Genomic DNA, 22,677 nt, shown 5'->3' on the forward strand with positions numbered 1-22,677 from the left:
GCCGTCTGGTTCATGCTGCCCGAGCGCACGCCGCCGCAGCAGACAGGCGCGCGCTCCAGCGCCTTTTCCAGCTTCGGCTACGCGCTGGACCCGCGCGTTTCGCCCTTTTTGATTTTCGGCGTCGGCGTCTGGATCGTGCAGGCGGTGACGCTGCAGACCATCAATTTCTACGTCATGGACACGCTGGAAGTGGACGGGGTGCAGGCGACCCAGCTGGCCGGGGCGGTGCTGATGGGCGGGGCGCTGGCCATGCTTATCTCGCAGCTGGTGCTGATCCCGCGCATCAAGGCCTCGCCGCGCACCCTGATGCTGCTGGGAGCGGGCATCGCCTTCTTCGCCAATATCTTCCTGGCGCTGGCCGGCAGTTTCGGGGAAATCTTCTTTGCCTTCGTGGTCAGCGGGCTGGGCATTGGCCTGTCGCGGCCCGGCATGGCGGGCGGGGCCTCCATCGCCGTCAGTCCGTCCGAACAGGGCGCCGTGGCGGGGATGGTCAATTCCACCGCCGGGGTGGGGTTCCTGTCCGCGCCCTTCATCGGCCTGCTGGTCTATCAGACGTTCGGGCCTTCAGTGCCCTTCTGGATCAATGCCGGAGTGATTGCCGGCGTGGGCGTGTATGCGTGGTTCAGTCCGCGCATCAAATCGGTCAGCGCGGCGGCGACCCCCGAAATCGAGGACGCGCACGACCCGCACTGACCTGATTGATCGCCGCCCTATTGAATAGGCTCGGCGGCGCGGACGCGGTCCAGAAGCTCCGAATTCACGTGCCCGTCCGGGGTGATGGCGTTAGCGCGCTGGAAGGCGCGGACGGCCTTGCGCGTATTCGGGCCGATCAGCCCGTCCGAGCCTTGCGTGTCAAAGCCCAGCGCGGTCAGGCTGTCCTGCAACTCATAGACTTCCGCGCGGCGAAGGGGGCGGCCTTCGTCTGGCCAGTCCGCCACGAGCCCGCCGCGCCCGGCATAGACATCCGACAGCATCCCGACGGCCAGCGCATAGGCGGTGGAGTTGTTGTAGCGCATGATCGCGTCGAAATTGCTGAAGGTCAGGAAAGCCGGGCCTTGCGCGCCGGCGGGCAGGATCAGTTCAGCATCCAGCCCCCAGAGATCGGTCCCCCATTGCGCGCCGTCGGCCCGCGCCACGCCGCCCTGCGCCCAGTTGGCGGTCAGGCGTTCCTGCCCGTCGAACATGTCCCAGTTGAATTCATCGGTCAGACGCACCTCCACGCCCCAGGGCACGTCCTGTTTCCAGCCGGACTTGGCGAGGAGATTGGCGGCGGAGGCGAGCGCGTCGCCGTCATCGGACCAGATATTCTTGCGGCCGTCGCCGTCCCAGTCCTGCGCATAGATACGGTAGCTGGCGGGGATGAACTGGGTCTGGCCCATCGCGCCGGCCCAGGAACCCTTGAGCTGGTCGCGGGTCGCCTCGCCGTCGCGCAGGATGTCGAGCGCGGCAAAAAGCTGTTCCTCCACGAAGTCAGGACGCCAGCCGGCCCAGCCGAGCGTGGCGAGGGAACGGAAAACGTCATAATCGCCGAGGATCTGGCCGAAGGCGCTCTCCAGCCCCCAGATGGCGGTCAGCACTTCGCGGTCGAGGCCGTATTCCGCTTCCAGCCCCGCAAACAGCTCCGGCTGGGCGGACAGTTCGGCCTGCCCGGACGCAACGCGGGACTCCGAGACGGCGGAATTCAAATATTCCCACACCGGGCGCACGAACTCCGGCTGGCTTTGAGAGCGGTCCACCACCACCGGATCGGGGTGAACGACGCCGGCGAAAGCGGTGCTGACCAGGTCCTGGCTGTAGCCGCGCGAGACGGCCTCTTCCATGAAGCGGGCCGTCCAGGCGGAGAAGCTCTCATCGGCCTTTTGCTCCACCGCTTCGGGAGACGTGAATTGCGCCTCCGGCGTCTGCGCCGTAGCGCATCCGGCAAAGCCCAGCGCGGCCGAAGCCATCAGCAAGGCGCGCAGTCCCGTTGTCGTTTTCATCGCTAATCCCGTCTCCCGTTTCGCGCCGGTGCGGCGCAAATCTCCATCCGCATACCGGTATACTGGTCCGGATTTAGCGCGGCGAGAGGGAGATTTCAGCGCGAGAGAGGGAACCGGCGCAGCCGGACCCGCCCTATTCAGGGGCGAAATCGGGCAGGTCGACGGTGATTTCAGTCACGCCAATGGGCTCGTCACGCATGAAACGGTGCATCGCAACGGCGATTTCCGGCGAACGCATATAGAGATTGTGGCCGGCGTTCACGACGGTGACGGCCTGCACATTGGTTAGACCGGCAACAGCTTCGGCCTGTCCCTCCGGATAGGTGCGGCCGTCCAGCGTGCCGCTGAACAGCAGGACCGGCGTATCGCCCGCGGGGCCGTCGCGAAACGACTCGCCCAGATCAATGTCCGGCCAGACGCCGAGAATATGCGGCATGGGGAAGTTGAGATAATCGCGCAAAAGCGCGGTTTCCGCTTGTTCCCTTACTTCCGCCAGACGCGCCGGGCTGACGCCCGAGGCGAGATCCATCGCCGTGGACATGGGATTAAGGGAGATCGGCTCGCCCGGTTCGAAGAAATAGCCCATGAAGGCTTTCACGGCCTCCGCGCTTCCGGCGTCGAGCGCGGCGTAAAGTTGCAGCAGATAGACAGCGTTATCCGGGTCCGCGATCAGGCCGGACGCCATCATCTGAGCGTGAGGGCGCTGGAACAGGAAGGGAATTGCCTCGCCCGACGCGCTTTCCAGTTCGATCAGGAGGGGGTCGGCGTCAAGCTTCTCATGAACGCGGCGCATAAGGGCGGCGATGTCCGGATAGGCCGCCTTCGCCGCGGGTTGCGTGTTCACCGCGGCCTGCAGGCGGGCGAAATAGGCGTCGGTGCGCGCGGGCAGCTTGACCGTCTGGTCCAGACCCTCGGCGCTGGCGATGATGACGCGGTCGATTTCATCCGGAATGGCGTTCAGCGCGGCGAAGGCGAGATGGCTGCCATAGGAAATGCCCCACAGCGTCACGGTCTCCGCGCCCAGATGCCGGCGCAGGGCGGAAATGTCCTGCACGCTTTCGGCGGTAGTGTAGCCGCGTATGTCGATACCTTCCGCCTTCCAGAACGCGCCGCATTCTTCCAGTGCGGCGCGATAGGCGGCCGTGATGTCCGCATCGCTGACGCGCTGGCCGTCATCCCCGCCGATCGAGGACTTGCAGCGCGGGGCGTCATCGGAAAGACCCGTGCCGCGCTGGTCGAAGGCGATGACGTCTGCATGGCGGCGCATCTCCGTGAATAGCGGAAAACGCTGGCGCTCCGCCGTGCCCGTCCCCGAACCCCCGGGACCGCCGGCGAGATAGACAATCGGCGGGCCGGGGTTATCCGTCGTGGCCGGGAAGCGGACATAGCCGATCTCGATCATGCGGCTGTCCGGATCGGCGCGGTTTTCCGGAACCTCGAACGCGCCCTGAAAGGCCTCGGCGGTTTCGCCGCTGGCGGCCTCGAACGTGATCGGCTCTTCGGCCAGGGCGGGCGTGGCGAGGATCAGAGCGGCGGCGGCAAGGGCGGGCTTGAACAGGGACATGTCGGCGAACCTCCAGGGATCGGGGAAACAGAGCCGGAGGATAGAACGCGCTGCGCCGTGGCGCCGCGGGCGGATCGGTCAGCGGCGGCGTCAAATCCGTGAGCGGCGAGACGCGGCCGCCGGGCGGATATAGTCTGCCGGTATGCGGCAATGGCTTTTTCTTCTGATCGTGCTCTGGGTCCTGCCCCTGACAGCCAGCGGCGCGCCGCAAACAGCGCTGGATTCGGTGCGCGTCTGCCCAGCCGGACCGGCGGACGCGGGACCGCCAAGCTTCACCGGGCCGGACTGTGAAACAATGTCCTTCTGGGCGGCGGACCCGCAGAACCGGGAAATCTGGATTGAAATCCGCCTGACCATGACGGCGGAGGACCTGTCCGGCGCGCGGCCGCTGGGCGTGTATGTGTCGGCGCGCGCCTCTACGGAGCTGTATCTGAACGGCGTGAAACTGGGCGCGAACGGGCGGCCGGGCGGCAGCGCGGCGGCGGAAATTCCGGGCCGCATCGACGCGGCGTTCTTCGCCCCGCGCGACCTGTTCCGGGCGGGCGAAAACACGATTGCGCTGCGCGCCTCTGCCCATCACGGCCTTTTGCGCCTGACCGCGCCCATGCAGTGGGTTTCGGTCCACGCCTATGGCGATCCGACACAGGCCGTTCTGGCGGCTTACTGGCCGGTTTTGCCGGTATTTGCCTGTTTCGTAATCGGCGTAGCGGTGTTTGGCGTCTCCGCCTGGCGCGGTCCGGCGCGGCGGCTGTCGGCGGCGACCGCGGCGATGGCCGGCTTTGCCGGAGCGCAACTGGCCGCCGAAACCCTGCGCGGCGTCACCGGCTACGCCTATCCGCTGCACGATTACCGGCTTATCGCGATCCTGCTTTGCGCGGCGGGATTCGGCCTGTCCCTGCTGGCGCATGTGCTGGTCCGGTTTGGCGTGGAGCGGCGCGCCGCAGCCGCGCTGATCACGGGGTCTGTTCTGGCGATGATCGCCGCTGCGGCGCTGTCCCGCGGCTTTGACGCGATGACGGCCAGCATCCTGTCCGCCGCCGCCGCGATCGCCGCGGCAATCTGCATCTGGCGCGCTGCGGCGGGCCGCCGGCCGGGCTGGCTCTATGCGGCGGGTCTGGGAGCCGCGGCGATCCTGCCCTGGCTCACGGGCAGCGCCTTCCTGAACGGGTGGTTTTATTATCTGGCAGGCGGACTGGTTCTGGCGCTGGTGGTCGAGCAGAGCTTTGCCTTTGCCCGTGAACGCCAGCGGCGGCTGAAAGAAGAACGACGCGCTCATGTTCTGGACGCGGCGCTGGCGCGGGCGCGGCAGGCGGCCCAGCCGCAGAAGATCCAGTTCGTGTCCGCCGGGCGGGTCATCTATGCGCCGGCCAATGAGATTACCCGGCTGAACGCGGCGGGGGATTATGTGGAGGTCTGCTTCGAAGACGGGCGGACCGTGCTTTATAACGGCCCGCTCGCCGCGCTGGAGGAATCCCTTCCCGAAACATTCATACGCGTGCATCGCTCCCACATCGTGAACGCCGATTTCGTGCAGTCGCTTGAGCGTGATCCGGGGGGCGCGGGGCGGCTCTATCTGGCCGGCGGGGCGGCGATTCCGGTAAGCCGGCGCATCATGCCCGCGGTGCGCAGCGCGCTGGCCGACGGGGCGGTTTAGGCGGGCCTGACTCTCGCAGCAGCAGGGCAATTGACTTCCACCCCGACCGCCCATAGTTTCCGCGCCTTCTCGCGAGGCGCCCCGCAATTGAGGCGGGCCGCGCGAAAGGCAGGAATACGATGAAAGTCAGAAGCTCGATCAAATCGCTGAAGAACCGTCACCGCGCGTGCCAGGTCGTGCGCCGCCGCGGACGCGTTTACGTGATCAACAAGAAAGACCCGCGTTTCAAAGCGCGTCAGGGCTGATCGCCGGCGACAGGCCGCGGGCGGTCCTGTGGGACCTTGGCGGCGTTCTGGTCCGCTGGAACCCGCGGAACCTCTACTCAAAGATTTTTGAAAACCGCTCCGAGATGGAGCGGTTTTTGTCTTCTGTGTGCACCATGGAATGGCACGGCCGCCACGATGGCGGCGAGCCGATGGAATCGGCCGCAGCAGACCTGAAAGACCAGTTTCCTCAATATTCCGCTGAAATTGACGCCTGGCGCCTGCGCTGGCCCGAGATGTTCAAGGGCCCGGACGAGGACGCCGTGGCGCTGGTCGAAACACTGACCGCGCGGGGCGTCCCGCAATATGCGCTGACCAATTTTCCGGGCGATAAATGGCGCGCTTTCGCCGCCGATCCGGATTACGGCTTTCTCACCCATTTCAAGGCAATCACGGTTTCCGGCCTGATCGGGACAAAGAAGCCCGCGCGCGAGGCCTTCGCCCATATCGAGGCCGCCAGCGGCCTGACCCCGCCCGAGATGCTGTTCTTTGACGACACCGGACCCAATGTCGCGGCGGCGCGGGATTATGGCTATCACGCCCGGCTTTTCGACGGTGCGGGCGGCGCCGAGGCGGCGTTGAAAGAGGCCGGTTTTCTTTAAAAACTGAGGCCTGTGGTGGGCGGCGCCTTCTTTTCGCCGGTGAACGCCCTAATATCCTTTCCCGATGAGTTTGACCGCCCTTCTGACCGCTATCGCTCTGGCCTTCAGCCAGACAGCGGAAACGCCCGCCGAGCCGCAGGCGCCGCTGGAAAAGCTGTATGACCAGCTGTCCGCGGCCGAAAGCGCGGCGGCGGCCAACCGGCTGGCCGGTCAGATCCGGCTGGTCTGGACCGATTCGGGCAGCGATACGGTGAACCTGCTGATGGACCGCGCCGAGGCGGCCATGGAAGCCGACGACGCGGACCGCGCGGCCCGGCATCTGGACGACGCGCTGTCGCTGGAGCCGGACTTTGCGGAAGCCTGGAACCGCCGCGCCATGCTGTACCTTGCCGATGGCGAAGCCGCGCAGGCGCTGGAGGCTGTGAACAAGGCGCTGATCGCCGACCCGAAACATTTTGGCGCGCTGGTGGGTCTGGGCACGATACTGGAACGGCTGAACCGCAACGAAGCGGCCTATGAGGCCTATGGCGAGGCGCTGGAAATTCATCCCTTCCACGAAGAAGCCACGACGCGCAGGGAGCGGCTGGCGCCGCTGGTCGAAGGGCGCGCGCTTTGAAATTTCTTGCAATCCTAACTGCCGGGCTGGCCGCGCTGACGCTGGCCGCCTGCGCCTCCACCAACCGGCCGGAGCCGATGACCAACGGACACTTTATCGACTGGCAGGGCGCGAGCCTGCATGTGCGCGAATGGGGCGAAGGCCGGCCGCTTCTGTTGATTCACGGCGCTTCCGGCAATAGCGGCGATCTGGAAATCTCTCTGGTCCCGGCGCTGGAGGACCAGTTTCGCGTGGTCGCCTATGACCGTCCGGGGCTTGGCCGCAGCCGGGGCCGCCCGGCGGGCGCCGGCACGCTGGCCGGACAGGCCGAGGCGGCGCTGGCGGTGATCGAGGCCGAGGGGCTGGAGAAGCCGGTGGTCGTTGGCCATTCCTTTGGCGGGTCGGTGGCGCTGCGCCTGGCGCTGGACCACCCTGAAGCGATTTCGGGTCTGGTGCTGATTTCCGCGCCCAGCCATGAATGGCCGGGCGGGATCGCGTGGTATTATCACTGGTCGGCGGCGCCGCTGATCGGGCCGGTGTTCAACCGCACCGCCGTTCCGCTGGTCGCCCCGCGCCAGCTGGAAAGCGGCATGCAGAGCGTGTTTTCGCCGCAAGAGCCGCCGCAAAACTATATCGAGCGCGCCGGCATCCGGCAGCTGCTGCGCCCCGGCGCCTTCGCGGCCAATTCTGACGACATGGTGGGGCTGAAAGCCGAGCTGATCGAGCAGTCGTCCCGCTACCGCCGGATGGACATGCCGGTCGCCATCCTGCACGGCGATGCGGACGATACGGTCTCCCACAGCCTGCACGCCGAGCGCATGGCGGAGGAAATCCCCGATTCCAGGCTCTCCATCCTGCCCGGCATGGGGCATATGCCGCACCATTTCCGGCAGGCCCTGATCAAGGAGCATATCGAGGCGGTCTATCGTGACGCCGGAGATTGAACGCGCCCTGGCCTACCCGTTCGCGCCGCCGCGCCGCAGCTATGTGTTTTCCGGCGGCGAGGCGGTGTTCGATGACGATCCCGGCTTCAGGGAGGCGCTGAACGCCGCGATGGCGGTTCCCCGCGTGGCGATTCTGGCCAGCGGGTCCAACGCCTCCCCCACCCGCCTGATGGAAAAGTTCGGCGGCGAGGCCGTGGTGCCGACCCTGCGGGCGGAGCTGAAAGGCTACGCCGTGGTTCATAGCGCGAAATTCACCCGCTATGGCGCCATGCCCGCGACATTCCACCCTCATCAATCGGCGACGGCGCGGGTCTTCGTGAACTTGCTGGACGCCGGTCAGCTGGATGTGATGGACGGGACCGAGGCGCTGGGACACGAATATGACCGCGTCGACGCGCCCTTTCCTGAAACCGTGGAGCACGGCGCGAAGCCCGACCGCTACGAGGCCTATATCAGCCGCTTCGGCGCGCTGCGCGCGGGCGAGGGCGCGGCGGCCAGCGCGGCGGCGGATCAGGACGCGCCGGGCCTGAAAGTCATGAGTCAGGAAGAAGCGATCCTGCACGCCATGGATGTTCTGGAGATCGAAGAGACCCTGCCGGACTTCGTTCAGCGGGTGATTGACGATGCGGCGTTCCGCGATGCGCAGAATGCGCAGTTGAAGCGCCTCGCGGCCCTTCCGTTCGGCGCGGCGGGCGCATAGGTTCCACGCCTTCAATTCTAGCGCCCAAAAGAGCGGAGCCTTTCATCATGGACGACGTCACACAGCCCCAGAGCCTCGACCAGAGCGGCCAGGAGCGCCTGCGCAGCTTTATCCAGCGCATCGAGCGGCTGGAGGCGGACAAGGCCGAGGTGATGGCGGACATGAAGGAAGTCTATGCCGAGGCCAAGTCGATGGGCTTCGACACCAAGATCATGCGCCAGGTCGTGCGTCTGCGGAAAATGGACCAGCAGGACCGCAGCGAACAGGAAGCGGTTCTGGACCTCTATCTGCACGCCGTCGGCGAGACGTAATTTCCCCGCGCGATATTGACCCGCAAGGCGCGGGCGACAGATAATTCCTGTGTAAGAACGAGGCGCGCCGGATGCGATCCGGCAAAAGCGCCCGGACAGAGGAAACGCCATGACGCGCCGGGTCGACGAGAAAAAGACCCGCAAGGCGCTGGCCCGGCTGCGCCGCGCCAAGCGCAAAAGCGAAGAACAGGGCGAAGGCGAGGAAATCAGCCTTTCCGAGTGGGAGGCCGAGTTCATCGCCTCCGTCGAGGAGCGGCTGGAAGAGTACGGCTCCGCCTTCGCCAATCCGGAAAAGGGCGACCTTTCAGAGCCGCTCTCGGCCCTGCAGAACCACAAGGTCAAGGAAATCCACAAGAAGGCCTCCGGCAAGGCGCGCAAACCCATGAAGCGCGGCGGCGGCCTGCAGGCCCGCAAGCCCATGAACCGCGGCAAGGGATTCCAGCCGTGCGCGAATGTCCGCGACATATCCGATGATTTTGAACCCGACGCGCCGGACGCGGACGCGCCTGCGCCCCCGGCGGCCGCGCCGCGCCCGTCCGGCCCGCCAAAACTGACTGTCGTCAAGGGAGGCAAGGAGGAGGACTAGCGCCATGCGGCCGCTCCAGATCAAACCCGATCCCCGCCTGAGCCCGCGACAGGCGACTTTCTGGCGCGACTTCCTGACCGATACCGCGCGGCCGTGGCGGCGCCCTGCCGAGGTCTGCTGGTTTGGCGATACGCAAAGCCTCGCCAATCTGCTGGCCAGCTATATTGTTTCCGGGAAGAAGCGCGCCTGCATCAGCCTGGTGAGGGACTACGAATCCGGCGCGCGCATGCCCGAAATTGACGATCTTTCGCTGGTGATAGATGGATTGCGGCGGCCGCGCGCCGTCATCCGGACAACCCGCGTGGCCATAAAATCCTTCATCGAAGTGACGCGGGATTTTGCCTGGTCGGAAGGCGAAGGACCGCGAAGCCGGGCGGCCTGGCTGCGCCAGCACCGCGACTTTTTCCGGCGCCAGGCAAAGCGCGAGGGCTTCACCTTCTCAGATGAAACCCCCGCCGTGTTTGAACGCTTCGAGATGATCTGGCCAAAGCGGCCAGCGATTGCCTGAGGCGCGTCAGCTCGCCTCGCGCGCCGAGTCCACTTCCAGTTCGTGCTCCCGCACCTTGCGATAGAGGGTCGAGCGGCCGATGCCGAGACGGCGGGCGACTTCCGCCATGCGGCCGGCATAGGTCTCGATCGCGAACTGGATCAGGTCGCGTTCGATCTCCTCCAGCGGGCGCAGATGGCCGTTATCGTCCATCATCGGCACCGGCGCGGCGTGCTCGATCAGGGCTTCCGCCGCGTCTGCATGCGTTTCCACGCCATTGATCGGTTCCGACTCGGCGTGATCCTCGTCGTCGAACACCGGGGCGACGCCGGTCAGGTGCGGGAAATCTTCCGGATGCAGCTCTTCCCCGTCGGAAAGGATGACGGCGCGGAAGATCATATTCTCCAGCTGCCGCACATTGCCGGGCCAGTATTCGCCTTTCAGCATGGCCAGGGTTTCAGGCGTGGCGCTCTGGATATTGCGGTTTTCCTGCGCGTTGAAACGCTGGATGAAATGCTCGACCAGGGCCGGGATGTCCTGTTTGCGGTCGCGCAGGGGCGGCGCCTCGATCGGGAAGACATTGAGGCGATAGAAAAGATCCTCGCGGAACGCGCCCTCGCGCACCTGTTCGCTCAAATCCCGGTTGGTGGCGGAGATAATGCGCACATCCACCTTCACCGGCTTCTTGGAACCGACGGGATCGACCTCGCCCTCCTGCAGGACGCGCAGCAGCTTGACCTGCATGTCCAGCGGCAGTTCTCCCACCTCGTCCAGGAACAGGGTTCCCCCGGAAGCTTCCTGGAATTTGCCGATATGTTTCTTGTCCGCGCCCGTGAAAGAGCCCTTTTCGTGCCCGAACAGGATGGATTCGACGAGGTTTTCCGGGATGGCGCCGCAGTTCACGGTGATGAAAGGACGGCCGGAGCGGTCGCTTTCACCTTGAATAGCCCGCGCGATCAGCTCCTTGCCGACGCCGGATTCACCGGTAATCAGGATCGGAATATTGGATTTTGCCGCGCGCTGGCCCAGCCGTACGACCTGGCGCATGACGGGGGCGGCAGAGATCATGTTCTCGAATGTCAGCGCGCCGTCATTCTTGGTCTTCAGGCGCGTGACTTCGCCTGAAAGCTGGCTGAGCTTCAGGGCGTTGCGGATGCCCACCCCGATCCGCTCCGGGCTGGCCGGCTTCACCGAGAAGTCCACCGCGCCGGCCTGCATGGCCTTCACCACGGTCTCGATGCCGCCCTGCGCGGTCAGAACGATGACTGGAATGTCCGGATATTGCCGGGACACGATTTCCAGCGTCTCCATGCCGGACATGCCGGGCATGACGAGGTCCAGAAGGACCAGATCGACGCCTTCGGGATTCTTCCCGTTCAGCATTTCCAGCGCGACTTCGCCGCCATCGGCCTGCAGGGCGCGGAAGCCCTGCTTCTCGATCACGGCCTGCATCAGTCGGCGCTGGGCCGGATCGTCGTCCACGATCAGGATCGTCTTCACCATCACACCCTTGTCCCCGTATCGAGCGCGCACAGCGTACGGCGGCGCCCTTTTGTCTTTCGCGACCCGTTATGGGACAGCGGCGGTAAAAACGGGGTTAGAAGACGTCGTTAATTCGCGGTGAAACGGGGCGCCCCGCAGGTCGCGGGTCCGGTTAAGACCTGGTCCATCATCTGACCGGGCGGTCAGTTCACGGAGCCGGAGCCCGACTGGAAGCTGATCGCGTTGGACCGGAAGCTGAGCGGATCGAGAACCTGTTCCGCCGTCATGACGCCCCTGGCGATCAGGAAATCGCGCGCAACGCGCATCGTTTCCTGACTGACCCGCAAATCATGGGAGGCCACATCGACTTCCTTATAAGCCAGATCGACGCTGCGCTCCTCGAACCAGGTTTTCAGTTTCCGCGACAGATCGATGGGCACGACGGTGTCGCCCATACCGGCGAGCTGCAGAACCGGACCGTCATAGGAGACAATAGGGTCAGGCACGCCGCCCTCCACCATGGCGCGCTCCACCCGCGCCTTGGAACGGCCGTGGCGCGCGCCGAGCGCATGCGCCCAGTCCACCGCGCTGGGGGCCAGACCTTCAAGGATAAGGGCGTCCGGCCCGTATTCCGCCGCGCCCTTGATGGCCATATAGCCGCCAAACGAGGCCGACCAGATAACGGTTTTCTGACCGCGCTGGGCCGCAAGTTCCTTCGCATGGCCGACCATGCGCGCGCCGGCGGGCAGGATATTGGAGAAATGGGCCGGGCCTTCGCTGTCGCCATAGCCGGGGTGGTCGAACATCAGAACGTCGCCGAAACGGATCAGCTTTTCGACATTATTGGCCCCGTGCTTGACCATGTAATGATTATTGCCGCCCAGAAACAGGATCAGCGGGCCGGGCGCGGCGCGGCGGGCAATCGCCGCGGAGATCGTGCCCGCGGCCCCTTCCAGCGTCAGGCTCTCGACGGTTGTCCCCTCCGGCGCCAGCGCCTCCAGCAGCGGTTTTCCCCGCGGCTCAGGCGCGTTTGCGCGCGGCCGCGCGGGCGGGAAAATGGTCTGGGACGTCATCGTATAGACGTTGTTTTCATCACTCATGGCGTAATCATCCCCACCCGGTTCAAGCTTGAAGTTGAGCTTTTGCCTGCATCTCCGGCGCCAGATTAAACACAGGCGCCGCCGCGCTCCAGACTCGCGCCGCACTTAATTGACGCGGCGCACAAGCGGATATACCGCTCAATTCATGCCGAAGACGAAACCCACCGTCGACAATCCCGATGGCCGCCCCGAACGCACATTCCCTCTGGCCCGCTATGGCGGCGACCGGCCGCCCCGCCCCGGCTGGTTCGAGGCGCTGATCGGGAACGAGCCCGAACCGGGCGAGAGCGAGGTGGAAGGGGCGCGCATCACCTGGCAGCGCTGGGGCGATCCCGGCAAGCCGGGCGTCGTTCTGGTGCATGGCGGCGTGGCGCACATGAAATGGTGGGATTTCATCGGTCCGGCGCTGGCCAAGCATCGCTGCGTCACGGCGCTGAACCTCTCCGGCATGGGCGAATCCGACTGGCGCGACGAATACCGGCAGGAAATCTATGCGCGCGAAGTGATGACCGCGGCCAAGGATTCCGGCGCCATGAAATCCGGCGTGAAGCCGGTCATGATCGGCCATTCCTTCGGCGGCTTCGTCATGATGGAGCTGGCGCGCCAGTTCGGGGAGGAGATCGGCGGGGCCGTGATCCTGGATTCCCCGATCCGTCCGCCGGGCGAGCAACGCCGCTCCGCCCCGCCCAAGCGCGGCGGCCGTATCTATAAAGACCTGCCCGAGGCGCTGGCGCGTTTCCGCCTGCTGCCCGATCAGGATTGTGAGAACCCGTACATCGTGGATCATATCGCCCGGCACAGCCTGAAGCCCGTGACGACCGGCGAGGGCGAGCAGGGCTGGACGTGGAAGTTCGATCCGGCGCTGTGGCAGAAAATGCAATATCCCGATCACGCGCCGGCTGAATATCTGAAGGACGTCGCCTGTCCGCTGGCCGTCATGCGCGGCGAGATTTCGGCCCTGCTGACCGGCGAGGTGTGGCGTTATATGGCCAGCATCCTGCCCGAAGGCACGCCGATGATCTCCATCCCCGAGGCGCGCCACCACCTGATGCTGGACCAGCCGCTGGCCCTGATCGCGGCGCTGAGGACGCTGCTCTCGGCCTGGCCGCGCCCGCAATCGTGAACGCGGAGGTCAAGGCCACGCTGGGGTTTGCGGCGCTGGCGGCGATCCTGTTTGTCGCGGCGCTGGGATTTGGCGCCTATCCGATGGGGCCGGTTGGCGCGGTTGCCGCGCTGTTCGGGGCCGGCGGTGACGAGGCCGTGGCCATCGCCCGCGAGATCCGCTTTCCCCGCGCCCTGCTGGGCGCGCTGGTGGGCGGGGCGCTGGGCGCGGCCGGGGCCGGGCTTCAGGGCTATTTCCGCAATCCGCTGGCCGATCCGGGCATTGTGGGCGTCACGTCCTCCGCCTCTCTGGGCGCTGTCATCGCGCTTTATTTCGGCCTTGGGTTCGACATCGTGCCGCTGGCGGCAATGGGCGGCGGGGCGCTGGGCGTGATCGCGCTGTTCGCGGTCGCCGGACGCGGGGCCAGCGCGCTGACCCTGATCCTGGCCGGGGTGGCCGTGGCGGCGTTCGCCAATGCGTTGACCGCCTTGGCGCTGAACATGGCCCCCAATCCGTGGGCCCTTTCCGAAATCGCCTACTGGCTGATGGGATCGCTGCGCGATGCCAATGCGCGCGACATGATGATTACCGGGCCGCTGATTATCGCGGGCATCGCCGTTCTGTTGACGCAGCGCGGCGCGCTGGACGCGCTCAGCCTTGGCGAGGACGCGGCGGCGAGCCTTGGCGTGAACGTGCCGCGCACGCGATTGATCGTGGTGATCGGGGCGACGCTGGCGGTGGGCGCGTCGGTCGCTGCGGCGGGGGCGATCGGATTTATCGGCCTGGTGGCGCCGCATCTGGCGCGGCCCTTTGTGGGACATGCGCCGGGCAAGGCCATCCTGCCCGCCGCCTTTCTGGGCGCGGCGCTGCTGAACGCCGCCGATATCGGGGTGCGGGCGCTTTCGGGCTTTGGCACGCCGATCTATCTGGGCGTCCTGACGGCGCTGGTCGGCGCCCCCTTCTTCTTCTGGCTGATCCGGTCCAACAGGGCGAGGACGGCATGAGCGCGCTCAGCTTCGATAACGTCACCGTGCGGCTGGGCGCACAGGACGCCATAACGGATGTCAGCTTTGCCGCCGAACGCGGACTGGTCGCGCTGGTCGGGCCGAACGGATCGGGCAAGACAACGCTATTGCGCGCGGCCTGCGGACTGACGCCACTTCAGGCCGGCGCGGTGACGCTGGACGGCGCGGCAGTCGCCGCGATGCCCCCGCGACAACGCGGGCGGACCATCGCCTATCTGCCTCAGGAACGGCGCGCGGCATGGCCGATGAGCGGCCGGGCGCTGGTGGCGCTGGGCCGGCACCCCTTTGCCGGACCGATACGGCGCGAAAGCGAAATGGACCGCGCCGCCATCGGACGCGGACTGGACGCCGCCGACGCACAAGGTTTTGCCGATCGCAATGTCGATACCCTGTCCGGGGGCGAGCGGGCGCGCATCCTGCTGGCGCGCGCCTTTGCCGTGGAGGCCCCCGTCCTGCTGGCCGACGAACCCACGGCCGCGCTGGACCCGGCGCATCAGTTGAGCGTCTTGCAGGCGTTGCAAGACCAGGCCGGGCGCGGAACGCTGGTGCTGACCGCGCTGCACGATCTCTCGCTGGCCGCGCGCTTTGCCGACCGGATCATCGTCATGGATCAGGGCCGCATCGCCGCCGACGGGGCGCCGGGCGAGGCGTTGAGCGATAAGATTCTGGAGCGGGTGTTCGGCGTGCGGCGCGAAGGCGGTGCGCTGGAGCTGGCCTAGCGCAGCCGCTCCACCAAAGTCCGCGCCACGTCGAAATAGACGACGGACGCCGGGTCTTCCGGGGCTGTGGCGACCAGCGGCGCGCCCTCTTCCCCCGACTCGCGCAGACGCATGGTCAGCGGAATTTCGCCGAGGAAGGGCAGGCCGCGTTCCTCCGCTTCGTGCCGGGCGCCGCCATGACCGAAGATATCGCTGGCCTGGCCGCAATGCGGACAGATGAACTGGCTCATATTCTCGATCACGCCGAACACCGGCACATTCACCTTGTCGAACATGGCGATGGAGCGCCGCGCGTCGATCAGGGCGAGGTCCTGCGGCGTTGAGACGATAACCGCGCCGTTCAGCCGCTTGGTCTGGGCCAGGCCCAGCGCCGTGTCGCCCGTGCCGGGCGGCATGTCGACCAGCAGCACGTCCAGATCGCCCCAATCCCCCTCGTTCAGCATCTGCAGCATGGCGTTGGACGTCATCGGCCCGCGCCAGACCATGGGCTGTTCCGCGTCCACCATCGACCCGATGGAAAGGACTTTCAGCCCGTGTGCGGACATCGGCGTGATGCGCTTTCGGTCAGAGTCGGAATCCGGCCGTCCCTCAAGCCCCAGCAGCTTGGGCTGGCTGGGGCCGTAGATGTCGGCGTCGAGAAGCCCCACCTTCAGGCCCAGTTGAGACAGCGCCACCGCCAGATTGGCTGTGACCGTGGATTTGCCCACGCCGCCCTTGCCGGACGCGACAGCGATGATGCGTTTGACGTCCTTCGCGCCGTCCGGCGCTTCGGGTTTGGTCTCGGGCTTTTTCGCGGTTTCCTGAACCGAAGGCCCGGCCTTGTGGGCGGTCAGAATGACGCGCGCTTTCTCCACGCCCTCGACGCCCGCCAGCGCCGTCCGGGCGGCTTCCGAAACCTGTTCCCAGGCTTGCGGCTGATCGCCATCGGCGGCGAGGACGAGCTGCGCCGCGCCATCCTTCGCGCTTACGGACTCCACGCGGCCGGCGGAAACGATGTCGCGCTTGCCGTCCGGGATCCGGACGTCCGATAGAGCTTTCAGGAGGCGGGCTTCGCTGGGGTCTGTCATGTCCCTTGTCTAGCGCGGTCTTCCAGAACCTTCAGCACCGCATTCAGCGACGTGTCGCGCGATTCCAGCAGCACGACGAGGTGATAGAGAAGATCCGCCGCCTCTTCGTGCAGGTGGGGCAGGTCTTCGGCGGCTCCGGCCAGCGCGGTCTCCACCCCTTCCTCGCCGAGCTTCTGGGCGGCGCGGATCGGTCCTTCGGCCAGCAGGCTGGCCGTATAGCTTTCGTCAGGCGAGGCGGTCTTGCGGCTCTTCACGGTCTGGGCGAGGCGCGCCAGCCGGCCCAGCCCCGGCGCGTCGTCATCGCCAAAACAACTGGTGGTTCCAAGGTGACAGGCCGGCCCGGCCGGGGAGACCAGCATCAGCAGCGTGTCCTTATCGCAATCGGCATGGATGGCTTTCAGGGTCAGCGTGTTCCCGGACGTCTCGCCTTTGCGCCAGAGCGATTGGCGCGAACGGGAATGGAAAACCGCCTGCCCGGTCCTGAAACTCTCGCCCAGCGACTCGCGGCTGACCCAGGCCAGCATCAGGACCTGAAGCGTGTCCGCATCCTGCGCGATAGCCGGGATCAGGCCGCCGCCCTTGTCCCAGTCCAGAGTGTCGATGTCCGCCGCGGTCAGCGCCTGACGCTCACGCCCCATTGGTCCAGCCTTTCTTTCAGATCGGGTATCGTAAATATGTTCTTGTGAAACACGCTGGCGGCCAGCGCGCCCGAAACATCCGCGCCCTCGAACACGTCCCGGAAATGCGCCATCGTCCCGGCACCGCCGGAAGCGATCAGCGGTATGGTCAGAAGATCGCGCGCGGCGCGCAGCTGCCCGATGTCATATCCGGCGCGCACGCCATCCTGATCCATGCAGTTCAGGACGATCTCTCCCGCGCCGCGCTCCTGCGCCTCTTTTATCCAGCCCAGCGTGCGGCGGCCGGACTCCTGCGTGGCCGCCTCGCTGCCGGTATATTGATAGACAAACCAGTCATTGTTCACATGCAAACTATCGACGCCGACCACCACGCACTGGCTGCCCGCCACGGCGGCGATTTCGTCGATCAGGTCAGGACGCTCCAGCGCCGGGGAATTGATCGAAACCTTGTCCGCCCCGTTCTCCAGACATTTCACCGCCGCCTCGACGCTGCGGATCCCGCCGGCCACGCAGAACGGAATGTCCAGCGCATGGGCGATTTCCCGCACCCAGCCATAGTCGAGCGTGCGCCGCTCCGCGCTGGCGGTGATGTCGTAGAAGACCAGCTCGTCCGCGCCTGCGTCGCGATAGGTTTCGGCCAGCGCCACGGCGTCGCCCACGCGCTCATGCGCGCGAAAGCGCACGCCCTTCACGACCGCGCGATCCTTTACGTCAAGGCAGGGGATGATCCGGCGCGCCAGCACTCAGGGCCTCCTTCAGATCCAGACGGTTTTCATACAGCGCCTTGCCGACCACCGCGCCGCCCGCGCCCATTTCGGCCAGCGCCCGGATATCGGCAATGTCGCGCACCCCGCCCGAAGCCTGAATGTCGAGGTCCGGCCGCCGCCCGCGCATCTGATCCAGCAGGCGCATGTTCGGGCCTTTCATGGCGCCGTCGCGGTTTACATCGGTGGTCAGCAGGTGAACCAGCTTGCCTTTCGGGAAGGCGTTGAGCGCGGTCCACAGATCGATGCCGGAATCCTCCGCCCAGCCTGAAATGGCGACTTCAGGGGCGTTGTCCTCCATCCGCACATCCATCGCGGCGGCGATATGTTCGGTCCCGAATTCGGCGATCCAGGCCTCGACAGTATCGGGCGATTTCACGCACATGGAGCCGACGACGACGCGCGTGACGCCGGAATCCAGAAGGCGGGCAATATCCTCGCGCTTTCGCACGCCGCCCGCCGCCTGAATTTTGAGATCCGTCTGGCCCGCCAGCTCGCCGATCAGGTCATGCTGGCGCGGTTCGCCCGCGCGGGCGCCGTCCAGATCGACAATATGCGTCCACTCGGCCCCGGCCGCCGCGAAGCTGTCCAGAACCTCCGCCGGACGGGTCGAGTATTCGGTGGAGCGGTCGAAACGGCCCTTGTTCAGGCGCACGACCGCGCCCTCCATGAGGTCGATGGCGGGATAGATGATCACGTCAGAGCTCCAGAAAATTCTTGAGGATTTGCGCGCCCGGCGCGGCGGAGCGTTCCGGGTGGAACTGGCAGCCATAGACGCCGTCCGATGCGGCCACGGAGGAGAACGCCTCTCCATAGCGCGTGGAGGCGGCGGTGGACGGGCCGGCATGGCTGGCGAATGTGTGCACGAAATAGACAAAGGCCCCGTCCTCGACGCCCTTGAGCAGCGGGCAATCCGGCTGGTCTATGTCCAGCGTGTTCCAGCCCATATGCGGAATGGGCCGGTCCGGCGCGCCCTGAAGCCGGGTCACGTCTCCTTCGATGAGGCCGAGGCCGTCCACGCCGCCCTCCTCGCTGCGTTCAAACAGCAATTGGTGGCCAAGACAGACGCCCAGAAGGGGGCGCGCTGACATCAATGCATCGCGCAGGCCCAACGCATCGATCTGCCGCATGGCAAAGCCCGCCGTCCCGACGCCGGGCAGGATCACGCGGTCGGCCGCTGCAATATCCGACGCGGCCCGGGTCAGCGCCGCCCGGGCGCCCAGCCGCTCCAGCGCGAACATCATGGAGGCGATATTGCCGCATCCCAGATCGACAACGGCGACGCTCACAGCACGCCCTTGGTGGAGGGGGTCTCGCCGCCCTCCATCCGGATGGCCTGCCGCAGGGCCCGTCCGAAGCCTTTGAAACAGGCCTCGACCTTGTGGTGATCGTCTTCGCCCTCGACTTTCACATGCACGGCGGCGCGCAGGGAGTCCGCCAAAGAGCGGAAGACGTGCGGCGTCATCTCGGTCGGGAAACCGCCGATTTCGTCGCGCGCGAAAGACCCCTCGAACCGCGACAGGGGACGGCCCGACAGGTCGATGGCGATGGAGGCCTGAGCCTCATCCATTGGCGCGGTAAAGCCGTAGCGCCCGATCCCCTTCTTGTCGCCCAGCGCCTCGGCGAGCGCCTCGCCCAGCGCCAGCGCCACGTCCTCGATCGTGTGGTGGGCGTCCACGGTCAGATCGCCTTCCGCCGCAACGGTCAGGCCAAACCCGCCATGCGCGGCGATCTGTTCCAGCATGTGATCGTAGAAAGGCAGGCCGGTATGGATTCGCGCCCCGCTTCCGTCCAGATCGACGGCGACCAGAATATCGGTTTCGCGCGTCGAGCGGCGGCGGGAGGCCTGCCGCGCACCCGCCGGCCCGGCGCCCAGCGCCAGCGCCGCCTGCCGCGCCGTGGCCGCGTCGGGAATATAGCCGCGATAGCCATTATCGGTTTCCGCGAACACCAGACCCGCGCGGCGTAAACGCTCCGCCAGCGCCGCGCGGTCGGAAGATTCAATCTCCAGCGCCTCCCCGGCCATTCGGACGCCAGCAATGGCGGGGTCTGCGTCCAGCGCCGCGACTAACCGGGTCAGTTCGGCGTCACGGGTGCCGATCCGAATGTCGTCCTCCGCCAGCCCCGCGGGCGCCAGGCCCTTCAGCGCAGCGCGCAGCAAAAGCGGCGGGATGCGCTTTTCACTGTCACGGCGCAACGCCCCGGCATGCGCGCCGCTTTCCAGAACCAGCGCGCACAGCCCGGTCTCCGCCGGACCGGCGGCGGTCAGCGCCGGCAGGTCCAGCGTCATCCCGCGAAGCGCCGATACCGGGCGGCGGGCCTGATCATTCAAGATATCACCCGCCGCCGCGCGCCATTCCGCCCGGACACGATCGGCGTCCGCCGTCAGCACGACGCCGGCCGCGTCCACCCCCAGAATGTCTGACAGGCGGGCGCGGACCGCCTCCAGCAAATCCGGCGCTGCGACATAGGCCGGACGGCTGAGGTCCAGCCGGCCCGTGATTTCCCATCCGGTCATCGGCGGAACTCCGCGGCGCGGGCGTGCGCCTCCAGCCCCTCAAGCCGCGCCAGACGCGCGGCGGTCGGGGCAAGGTCCCGCGCGCCCCGCGCGGTGACAGTTTGCAGAGTCATCGCGCGCATGAAGCTGTCCACCGACAGGCCCGACCAGGCCCGCGCAGCGCCGTCCGTCGGCAGGACATGGTTTGGTCCAGCGCAGTAGTCGCCAAAACTCTCGGAGGCGTAGGCGCCGATGAAAACCGTTCCCGCACGGGTGATGCGCGCGGCCATGGCGTCCGCGTTTTCAATGTTCAGGCTGAGATGTTCCGGCGCATAAGCCTCCGCCGCCGCCACCGCTTCGTCTGCGGAGGAAACGATTATGGCCAGCCCCTCGGCCAGCGAGGCGCGGGCAATTTCCCCGCGCGGCAGCATGTCGATCTGCCGGGCCAGGGCATCCTGCACCGCATGCGCAACCGCCTCGCCTTCCGCAGCCAGAACGATCTGGGCGTAGGGGTCATGCTCGGCCTGGCTGAGCAGGTCGGCGGCCACGATGTCCGGGTCGGCGCTGGCGTCGGCAATCACCATCAGCTCGCTGGGGCCGGCGGGCATGTCGATAGCCGGGCCGCCCGGGCGTTGGCTGGCCTGACGTTTGGCTTCGGCGACCCAGGCGTTTCCGGGCCCGAAAATCTTGTCGCACCGCGGCACTCCCGCGCCATAGGCCATGGCCGCCACGGCCTGCGCCCCGCCCGCCAGCCAGATTTCCTCCAGCCCGCACAGTTCCGCCGCCGCCGCGATCACCGGCGGCAACTCGCCGTCCTTGTCCGGAGGCGTGACGGCGGCGATCCGCCGGACGCCCGCGATGCGCGCCGGGATAACCAGCATGATCAGGGTGGAGAGCAGCGGCGCCGTGCCGCCGGGAATATAGAGCCCGACCGTATCCAGAGGCCGCCAGACGCGCTGACATTCAATCCCCGGCACGGTCTCGATTCTCGGCGAATCTTTTGGCCGGACCGCTTCGTGGAACCGGGTGACGGCGTCCCGCGCGGCGATCACCGCCGCGCGGTCGGTCTTGGTCAACGCGCCTTCGGCGGCGCGGCTTATGGCGCCGGCGTCCAGCTTCCTGACCGCCGCGCCGTCAATTTCCAGCCCCCACTCATCCACGGCCGCCGCGCCCTTGGCCGCAACGTCGTCGAGAATTTCTATCACGCGGTCGCGCAACGCCCGGTCGATCCGGGCGGCGGGCCGCGCCAGCGCCGAGGCGCGTTCGGCTTCCGTGGCGTTGTTCCAATCCAGCCAGCGCATCACATCATCATCTTTTCTATCGGCAGGACGAGGATCGCGGAGGCGCCCGCGGCCTTCAGCTTTTCCAGCGTCTCCCAGAACACCGATTCACGGCAGACGGCATGCACCGCGACCTTGTCCTCCTTGCCCGCGAGCGGAAGCACGGTCGGGGAATTGGCGCCGGGCAGGATTTCCGCGATTTCATCCAGTGCGGCGCGCGGCGCGTTCATCAGGATATATTTCGTGCCTTGCGTCGCCACGACGCCCTCGATCCGGGCGATGACGCTGTCAGCCACGTTCCGCACAGCCGGATCAATCCCGGCCCGCGTGCGCGCCAGCACGGCCTGGCTTTCAAACACCAGCTCCACCGCTTTCAGATTATTCGCCTCCAGCGTGGAGCCGGTGGAAACCAGATCGCAGATGGCCTGCGCCATCTTCAGCCGCGGCGCGACCTCGACCGCGCCATGCATCAGGATCGGCGTCGCCTTCACCCCGTTCCGGCGCAGAAACTCGCCCAGCAGACCGGGATAGGAGGTGGCGATGCGCATGCCTTCCAGACTGGCCGGGCCGTCATACCGGGCGGCCTCGGGCATGGCGATCATCAGGCGGCACTTGCCGAAACCCAGCTTCTGGATGATCTCCGGGCGCTCATGTTCGCCATTTCCGGCAAAGGCCTCGGCCAGCACGTTCTCGCCAATGACGCCCAGCTCGCAGACGCCGTCTTCCAGAAAGCCCGGAATGTCGTCGTCACGGACGCGCATCAGGTCGATCGGCGCGTTCTCCACGCGGTAGAGCAGCTCGTTCTTGCCCTGAACGGCGCGATAGCCGGCGTCCTTGAGGAGTTTCAGGCTGGCGTCGGCCAGCCGCCCCTTCTTCTGAATGGCGATGCGCAGGCGGCGCTCTGTCATGGCGTGTCCTTCATCCGGTCCAGTACCAGGCGGTATCCCTGGTGGGGCTCTTCTTTCAGGAAGCGCGCGACGCGGACCACGGTCGTGGTGCTGGTCTGGGCGCGTTCGGCGATCTCCCGATAGGACAGCGCGCCCTCGTCCAGCAGCCGGGCCACAAGCCAGCGTTCGGCCAGGGCGCGCAGCTCAGACGGGGTCAGCAGGTCCGTCAGGAAAGCGCGCGCGTCCGCTTCCGACCCCAGCGTCAGGACAGCCCTGAACAGGCCGTCGCGGGACGCTTCTGCCGTCTCGGCCCGCGGTTTTTCATCTGTATTTGCTGTCTGTTCGTTCATCGTCATCTCCGTGTCAGCGTTTTAGCGCGCTAATACAAAGAAGCAATGACAGGACTGCAGAGAATCTGCTGTCTGTGCAGA

Annotated in this window: 26 protein-coding genes; 13 read left to right on the top strand and 13 right to left on the bottom strand. The window is 66.5% G+C overall.

Annotation, left to right across the window (positions count from 1 at the left end):
* On the top strand, positions 1 to 693 hold a 693-nt coding region (locus H2040_RS08880; protein ID WP_287156894.1), incomplete at its 5' end, for an MFS transporter.
* 17 nt (positions 694 to 710) lie between these two features.
* Here H2040_RS08880 and H2040_RS08885 read toward each other — a convergent pair.
* On the bottom strand, positions 711 to 1,979 hold the full coding sequence (locus H2040_RS08885) for a lytic murein transglycosylase (protein WP_287156895.1): 1,269 nt from the start codon (positions 1,977 to 1,979) through the stop codon (positions 711 to 713).
* Positions 1,980 to 2,112: 133 nt separating this feature from the next.
* Positions 2,113 to 3,543, bottom strand: coding sequence for an alpha/beta hydrolase (locus H2040_RS08890; protein WP_287156896.1), 1,431 nt, complete (start codon positions 3,541 to 3,543; stop codon positions 2,113 to 2,115).
* A 142-nt stretch (positions 3,544 to 3,685) separates the two neighbouring features.
* On the opposite strand from H2040_RS08890, the gene H2040_RS08895 reads away from it, so the two are divergent.
* The 9 genes from H2040_RS08895 to H2040_RS08935 all read left to right on the top strand — a co-directional run bounded on the left by H2040_RS08895 (position 3,686) and on the right by H2040_RS08935 (position 9,706).
* Positions 3,686 to 5,197: a LytTR family DNA-binding domain-containing protein gene (locus H2040_RS08895; protein WP_287156897.1), complete on the top strand. Its 1,512-nt coding sequence runs from the start codon at positions 3,686 to 3,688 to the stop codon at positions 5,195 to 5,197.
* Positions 5,198 to 5,316: 119 nt separating this feature from the next.
* Complete coding sequence (ykgO, locus tag H2040_RS08900; protein ID WP_022698395.1) at positions 5,317 to 5,442, top strand: type B 50S ribosomal protein L36; 126 nt, start codon at positions 5,317 to 5,319, stop codon at positions 5,440 to 5,442.
* A 26-nt stretch (positions 5,443 to 5,468) separates the two neighbouring features.
* Complete coding sequence (locus H2040_RS08905; RefSeq protein ID WP_353844829.1) at positions 5,469 to 6,062, top strand: HAD-IA family hydrolase; 594 nt, start codon at positions 5,469 to 5,471, stop codon at positions 6,060 to 6,062.
* A 64-nt stretch (positions 6,063 to 6,126) separates the two neighbouring features.
* Positions 6,127 to 6,678 carry a tetratricopeptide repeat protein gene (locus tag H2040_RS08910; protein WP_287156898.1) on the top strand — a complete coding sequence of 184 codons (552 nt, stop codon included), beginning with the start codon at positions 6,127 to 6,129 and terminating at the stop codon, positions 6,676 to 6,678.
* Complete coding sequence (locus H2040_RS08915; RefSeq protein ID WP_287156899.1) at positions 6,675 to 7,601, top strand: alpha/beta fold hydrolase; 927 nt, start codon at positions 6,675 to 6,677, stop codon at positions 7,599 to 7,601. The genes H2040_RS08910 and H2040_RS08915 overlap by 4 nt, the downstream gene beginning before the upstream one ends.
* On the top strand, positions 7,585 to 8,301 hold the full coding sequence (locus H2040_RS08920; RefSeq protein WP_022698392.1) for a hypothetical protein: 717 nt from the start codon (positions 7,585 to 7,587) through the stop codon (positions 8,299 to 8,301). Before H2040_RS08915 ends, H2040_RS08920 begins: the two co-directional genes overlap by 17 nt.
* Positions 8,302 to 8,348: 47 nt before the next feature.
* Entirely contained in the window at positions 8,349 to 8,612 is a 264-nt protein-coding gene (locus H2040_RS08925) for a DUF2312 domain-containing protein (protein WP_022698391.1), read from the top strand.
* 109 nt (positions 8,613 to 8,721) lie between these two features.
* Positions 8,722 to 9,198, top strand: coding sequence for a hypothetical protein (locus H2040_RS08930; RefSeq protein WP_287156900.1), 477 nt, complete (start codon positions 8,722 to 8,724; stop codon positions 9,196 to 9,198).
* A gap of 4 nt (positions 9,199 to 9,202) precedes the next feature.
* Positions 9,203 to 9,706 (top strand): ASCH domain-containing protein, encoded by a 504-nt coding sequence (locus H2040_RS08935; protein ID WP_022698389.1) that lies wholly within the window; start codon positions 9,203 to 9,205, stop codon positions 9,704 to 9,706.
* Between the two features lie 6 nt (positions 9,707 to 9,712).
* Here the strand turns inward: H2040_RS08935 and H2040_RS08940 are convergent, their stop codons facing one another.
* Complete coding sequence (locus H2040_RS08940) at positions 9,713 to 11,188, bottom strand: sigma-54-dependent transcriptional regulator (RefSeq protein ID WP_287156901.1); 1,476 nt, start codon at positions 11,186 to 11,188, stop codon at positions 9,713 to 9,715.
* Between the two features lie 182 nt (positions 11,189 to 11,370).
* Complete coding sequence (locus H2040_RS08945; RefSeq protein WP_287156902.1) at positions 11,371 to 12,267, bottom strand: alpha/beta hydrolase; 897 nt, start codon at positions 12,265 to 12,267, stop codon at positions 11,371 to 11,373.
* A gap of 145 nt (positions 12,268 to 12,412) precedes the next feature.
* On the opposite strand from H2040_RS08945, the gene H2040_RS08950 reads away from it, so the two are divergent.
* From H2040_RS08950 to H2040_RS08960, 3 genes are read left to right on the top strand one after another with little or no spacing between them, the layout of a single operon-like run.
* The gene (locus H2040_RS08950) at positions 12,413 to 13,390 is read left to right on the top strand and encodes an alpha/beta fold hydrolase (protein ID WP_287156903.1); all 978 of its coding nucleotides are present in this window, start codon (positions 12,413 to 12,415) and stop codon (positions 13,388 to 13,390) included.
* Positions 13,387 to 14,373: a FecCD family ABC transporter permease gene (locus H2040_RS08955; RefSeq protein ID WP_022698385.1), complete on the top strand. Its 987-nt coding sequence runs from the start codon at positions 13,387 to 13,389 to the stop codon at positions 14,371 to 14,373. Before H2040_RS08950 ends, H2040_RS08955 begins: the two co-directional genes overlap by 4 nt.
* Positions 14,370 to 15,113 (top strand): ABC transporter ATP-binding protein, encoded by a 744-nt coding sequence (locus tag H2040_RS08960; RefSeq protein ID WP_287156904.1) that lies wholly within the window; start codon positions 14,370 to 14,372, stop codon positions 15,111 to 15,113. The genes H2040_RS08955 and H2040_RS08960 overlap by 4 nt, the downstream gene beginning before the upstream one ends.
* Here the strand turns inward: H2040_RS08960 and H2040_RS08965 are convergent.
* The 9 genes from H2040_RS08965 to H2040_RS09005 are packed head-to-tail and all read right to left on the bottom strand — an operon-like array spanning position 15,110 to position 22,596.
* Positions 15,110 to 16,180, bottom strand: a complete 1,071-nt coding sequence (locus H2040_RS08965; protein WP_287156905.1) for an Mrp/NBP35 family ATP-binding protein — start codon at positions 16,178 to 16,180, stop codon at positions 15,110 to 15,112. The genes H2040_RS08960 and H2040_RS08965 overlap by 4 nt on opposite strands.
* Positions 16,177 to 16,818 carry a bifunctional phosphoribosyl-AMP cyclohydrolase/phosphoribosyl-ATP diphosphatase HisIE gene (gene hisIE, locus H2040_RS08970; RefSeq protein ID WP_287156906.1) on the bottom strand — a complete coding sequence of 214 codons (642 nt, stop codon included), beginning with the start codon at positions 16,816 to 16,818 and terminating at the stop codon, positions 16,177 to 16,179. Before hisIE ends, H2040_RS08965 begins: the two co-directional genes overlap by 4 nt.
* Positions 16,794 to 17,561, bottom strand: a complete 768-nt coding sequence (hisF, locus tag H2040_RS08975) for an imidazole glycerol phosphate synthase subunit HisF (protein WP_287156907.1) — start codon at positions 17,559 to 17,561, stop codon at positions 16,794 to 16,796. The genes hisIE and hisF overlap by 25 nt, the downstream gene beginning before the upstream one ends.
* On the bottom strand, positions 17,530 to 18,279 hold the full coding sequence (gene hisA / locus H2040_RS08980) for a 1-(5-phosphoribosyl)-5-[(5-phosphoribosylamino)methylideneamino]imidazole-4-carboxamide isomerase (RefSeq protein ID WP_287156908.1): 750 nt from the start codon (positions 18,277 to 18,279) through the stop codon (positions 17,530 to 17,532). The genes hisF and hisA overlap by 32 nt, the downstream gene beginning before the upstream one ends.
* Position 18,280: 1 nt before the next feature.
* Complete coding sequence (gene hisH / locus H2040_RS08985; RefSeq protein ID WP_287156909.1) at positions 18,281 to 18,871, bottom strand: imidazole glycerol phosphate synthase subunit HisH; 591 nt, start codon at positions 18,869 to 18,871, stop codon at positions 18,281 to 18,283.
* A complete protein-coding gene (hisB, locus tag H2040_RS08990; protein ID WP_287156910.1) occupies positions 18,868 to 20,100 on the bottom strand; it encodes an imidazoleglycerol-phosphate dehydratase HisB in 1,233 nt (410 codons plus the stop codon). The genes hisH and hisB overlap by 4 nt, the downstream gene beginning before the upstream one ends.
* Positions 20,097 to 21,380, bottom strand: a complete 1,284-nt coding sequence (gene hisD / locus H2040_RS08995; protein WP_287156911.1) for a histidinol dehydrogenase — start codon at positions 21,378 to 21,380, stop codon at positions 20,097 to 20,099. Before hisD ends, hisB begins: the two co-directional genes overlap by 4 nt.
* The gene (gene hisG, locus H2040_RS09000; RefSeq protein ID WP_287156912.1) at positions 21,380 to 22,267 is read right to left on the bottom strand and encodes an ATP phosphoribosyltransferase; all 888 of its coding nucleotides are present in this window, start codon (positions 22,265 to 22,267) and stop codon (positions 21,380 to 21,382) included. The genes hisD and hisG overlap by 1 nt, the downstream gene beginning before the upstream one ends.
* On the bottom strand, positions 22,264 to 22,596 hold the full coding sequence (locus H2040_RS09005; RefSeq protein ID WP_287156913.1) for a YerC/YecD family TrpR-related protein: 333 nt from the start codon (positions 22,594 to 22,596) through the stop codon (positions 22,264 to 22,266). The genes hisG and H2040_RS09005 overlap by 4 nt, the downstream gene beginning before the upstream one ends.
* Positions 22,597 to 22,677: the final 81 nt, after the last annotated feature.

Source organism: Euryhalocaulis sp. (genome assembly GCF_013911995.1).
Taxonomy (GTDB): domain Bacteria; phylum Pseudomonadota; class Alphaproteobacteria; order Caulobacterales; family Maricaulaceae; genus Euryhalocaulis; species Euryhalocaulis caribicus.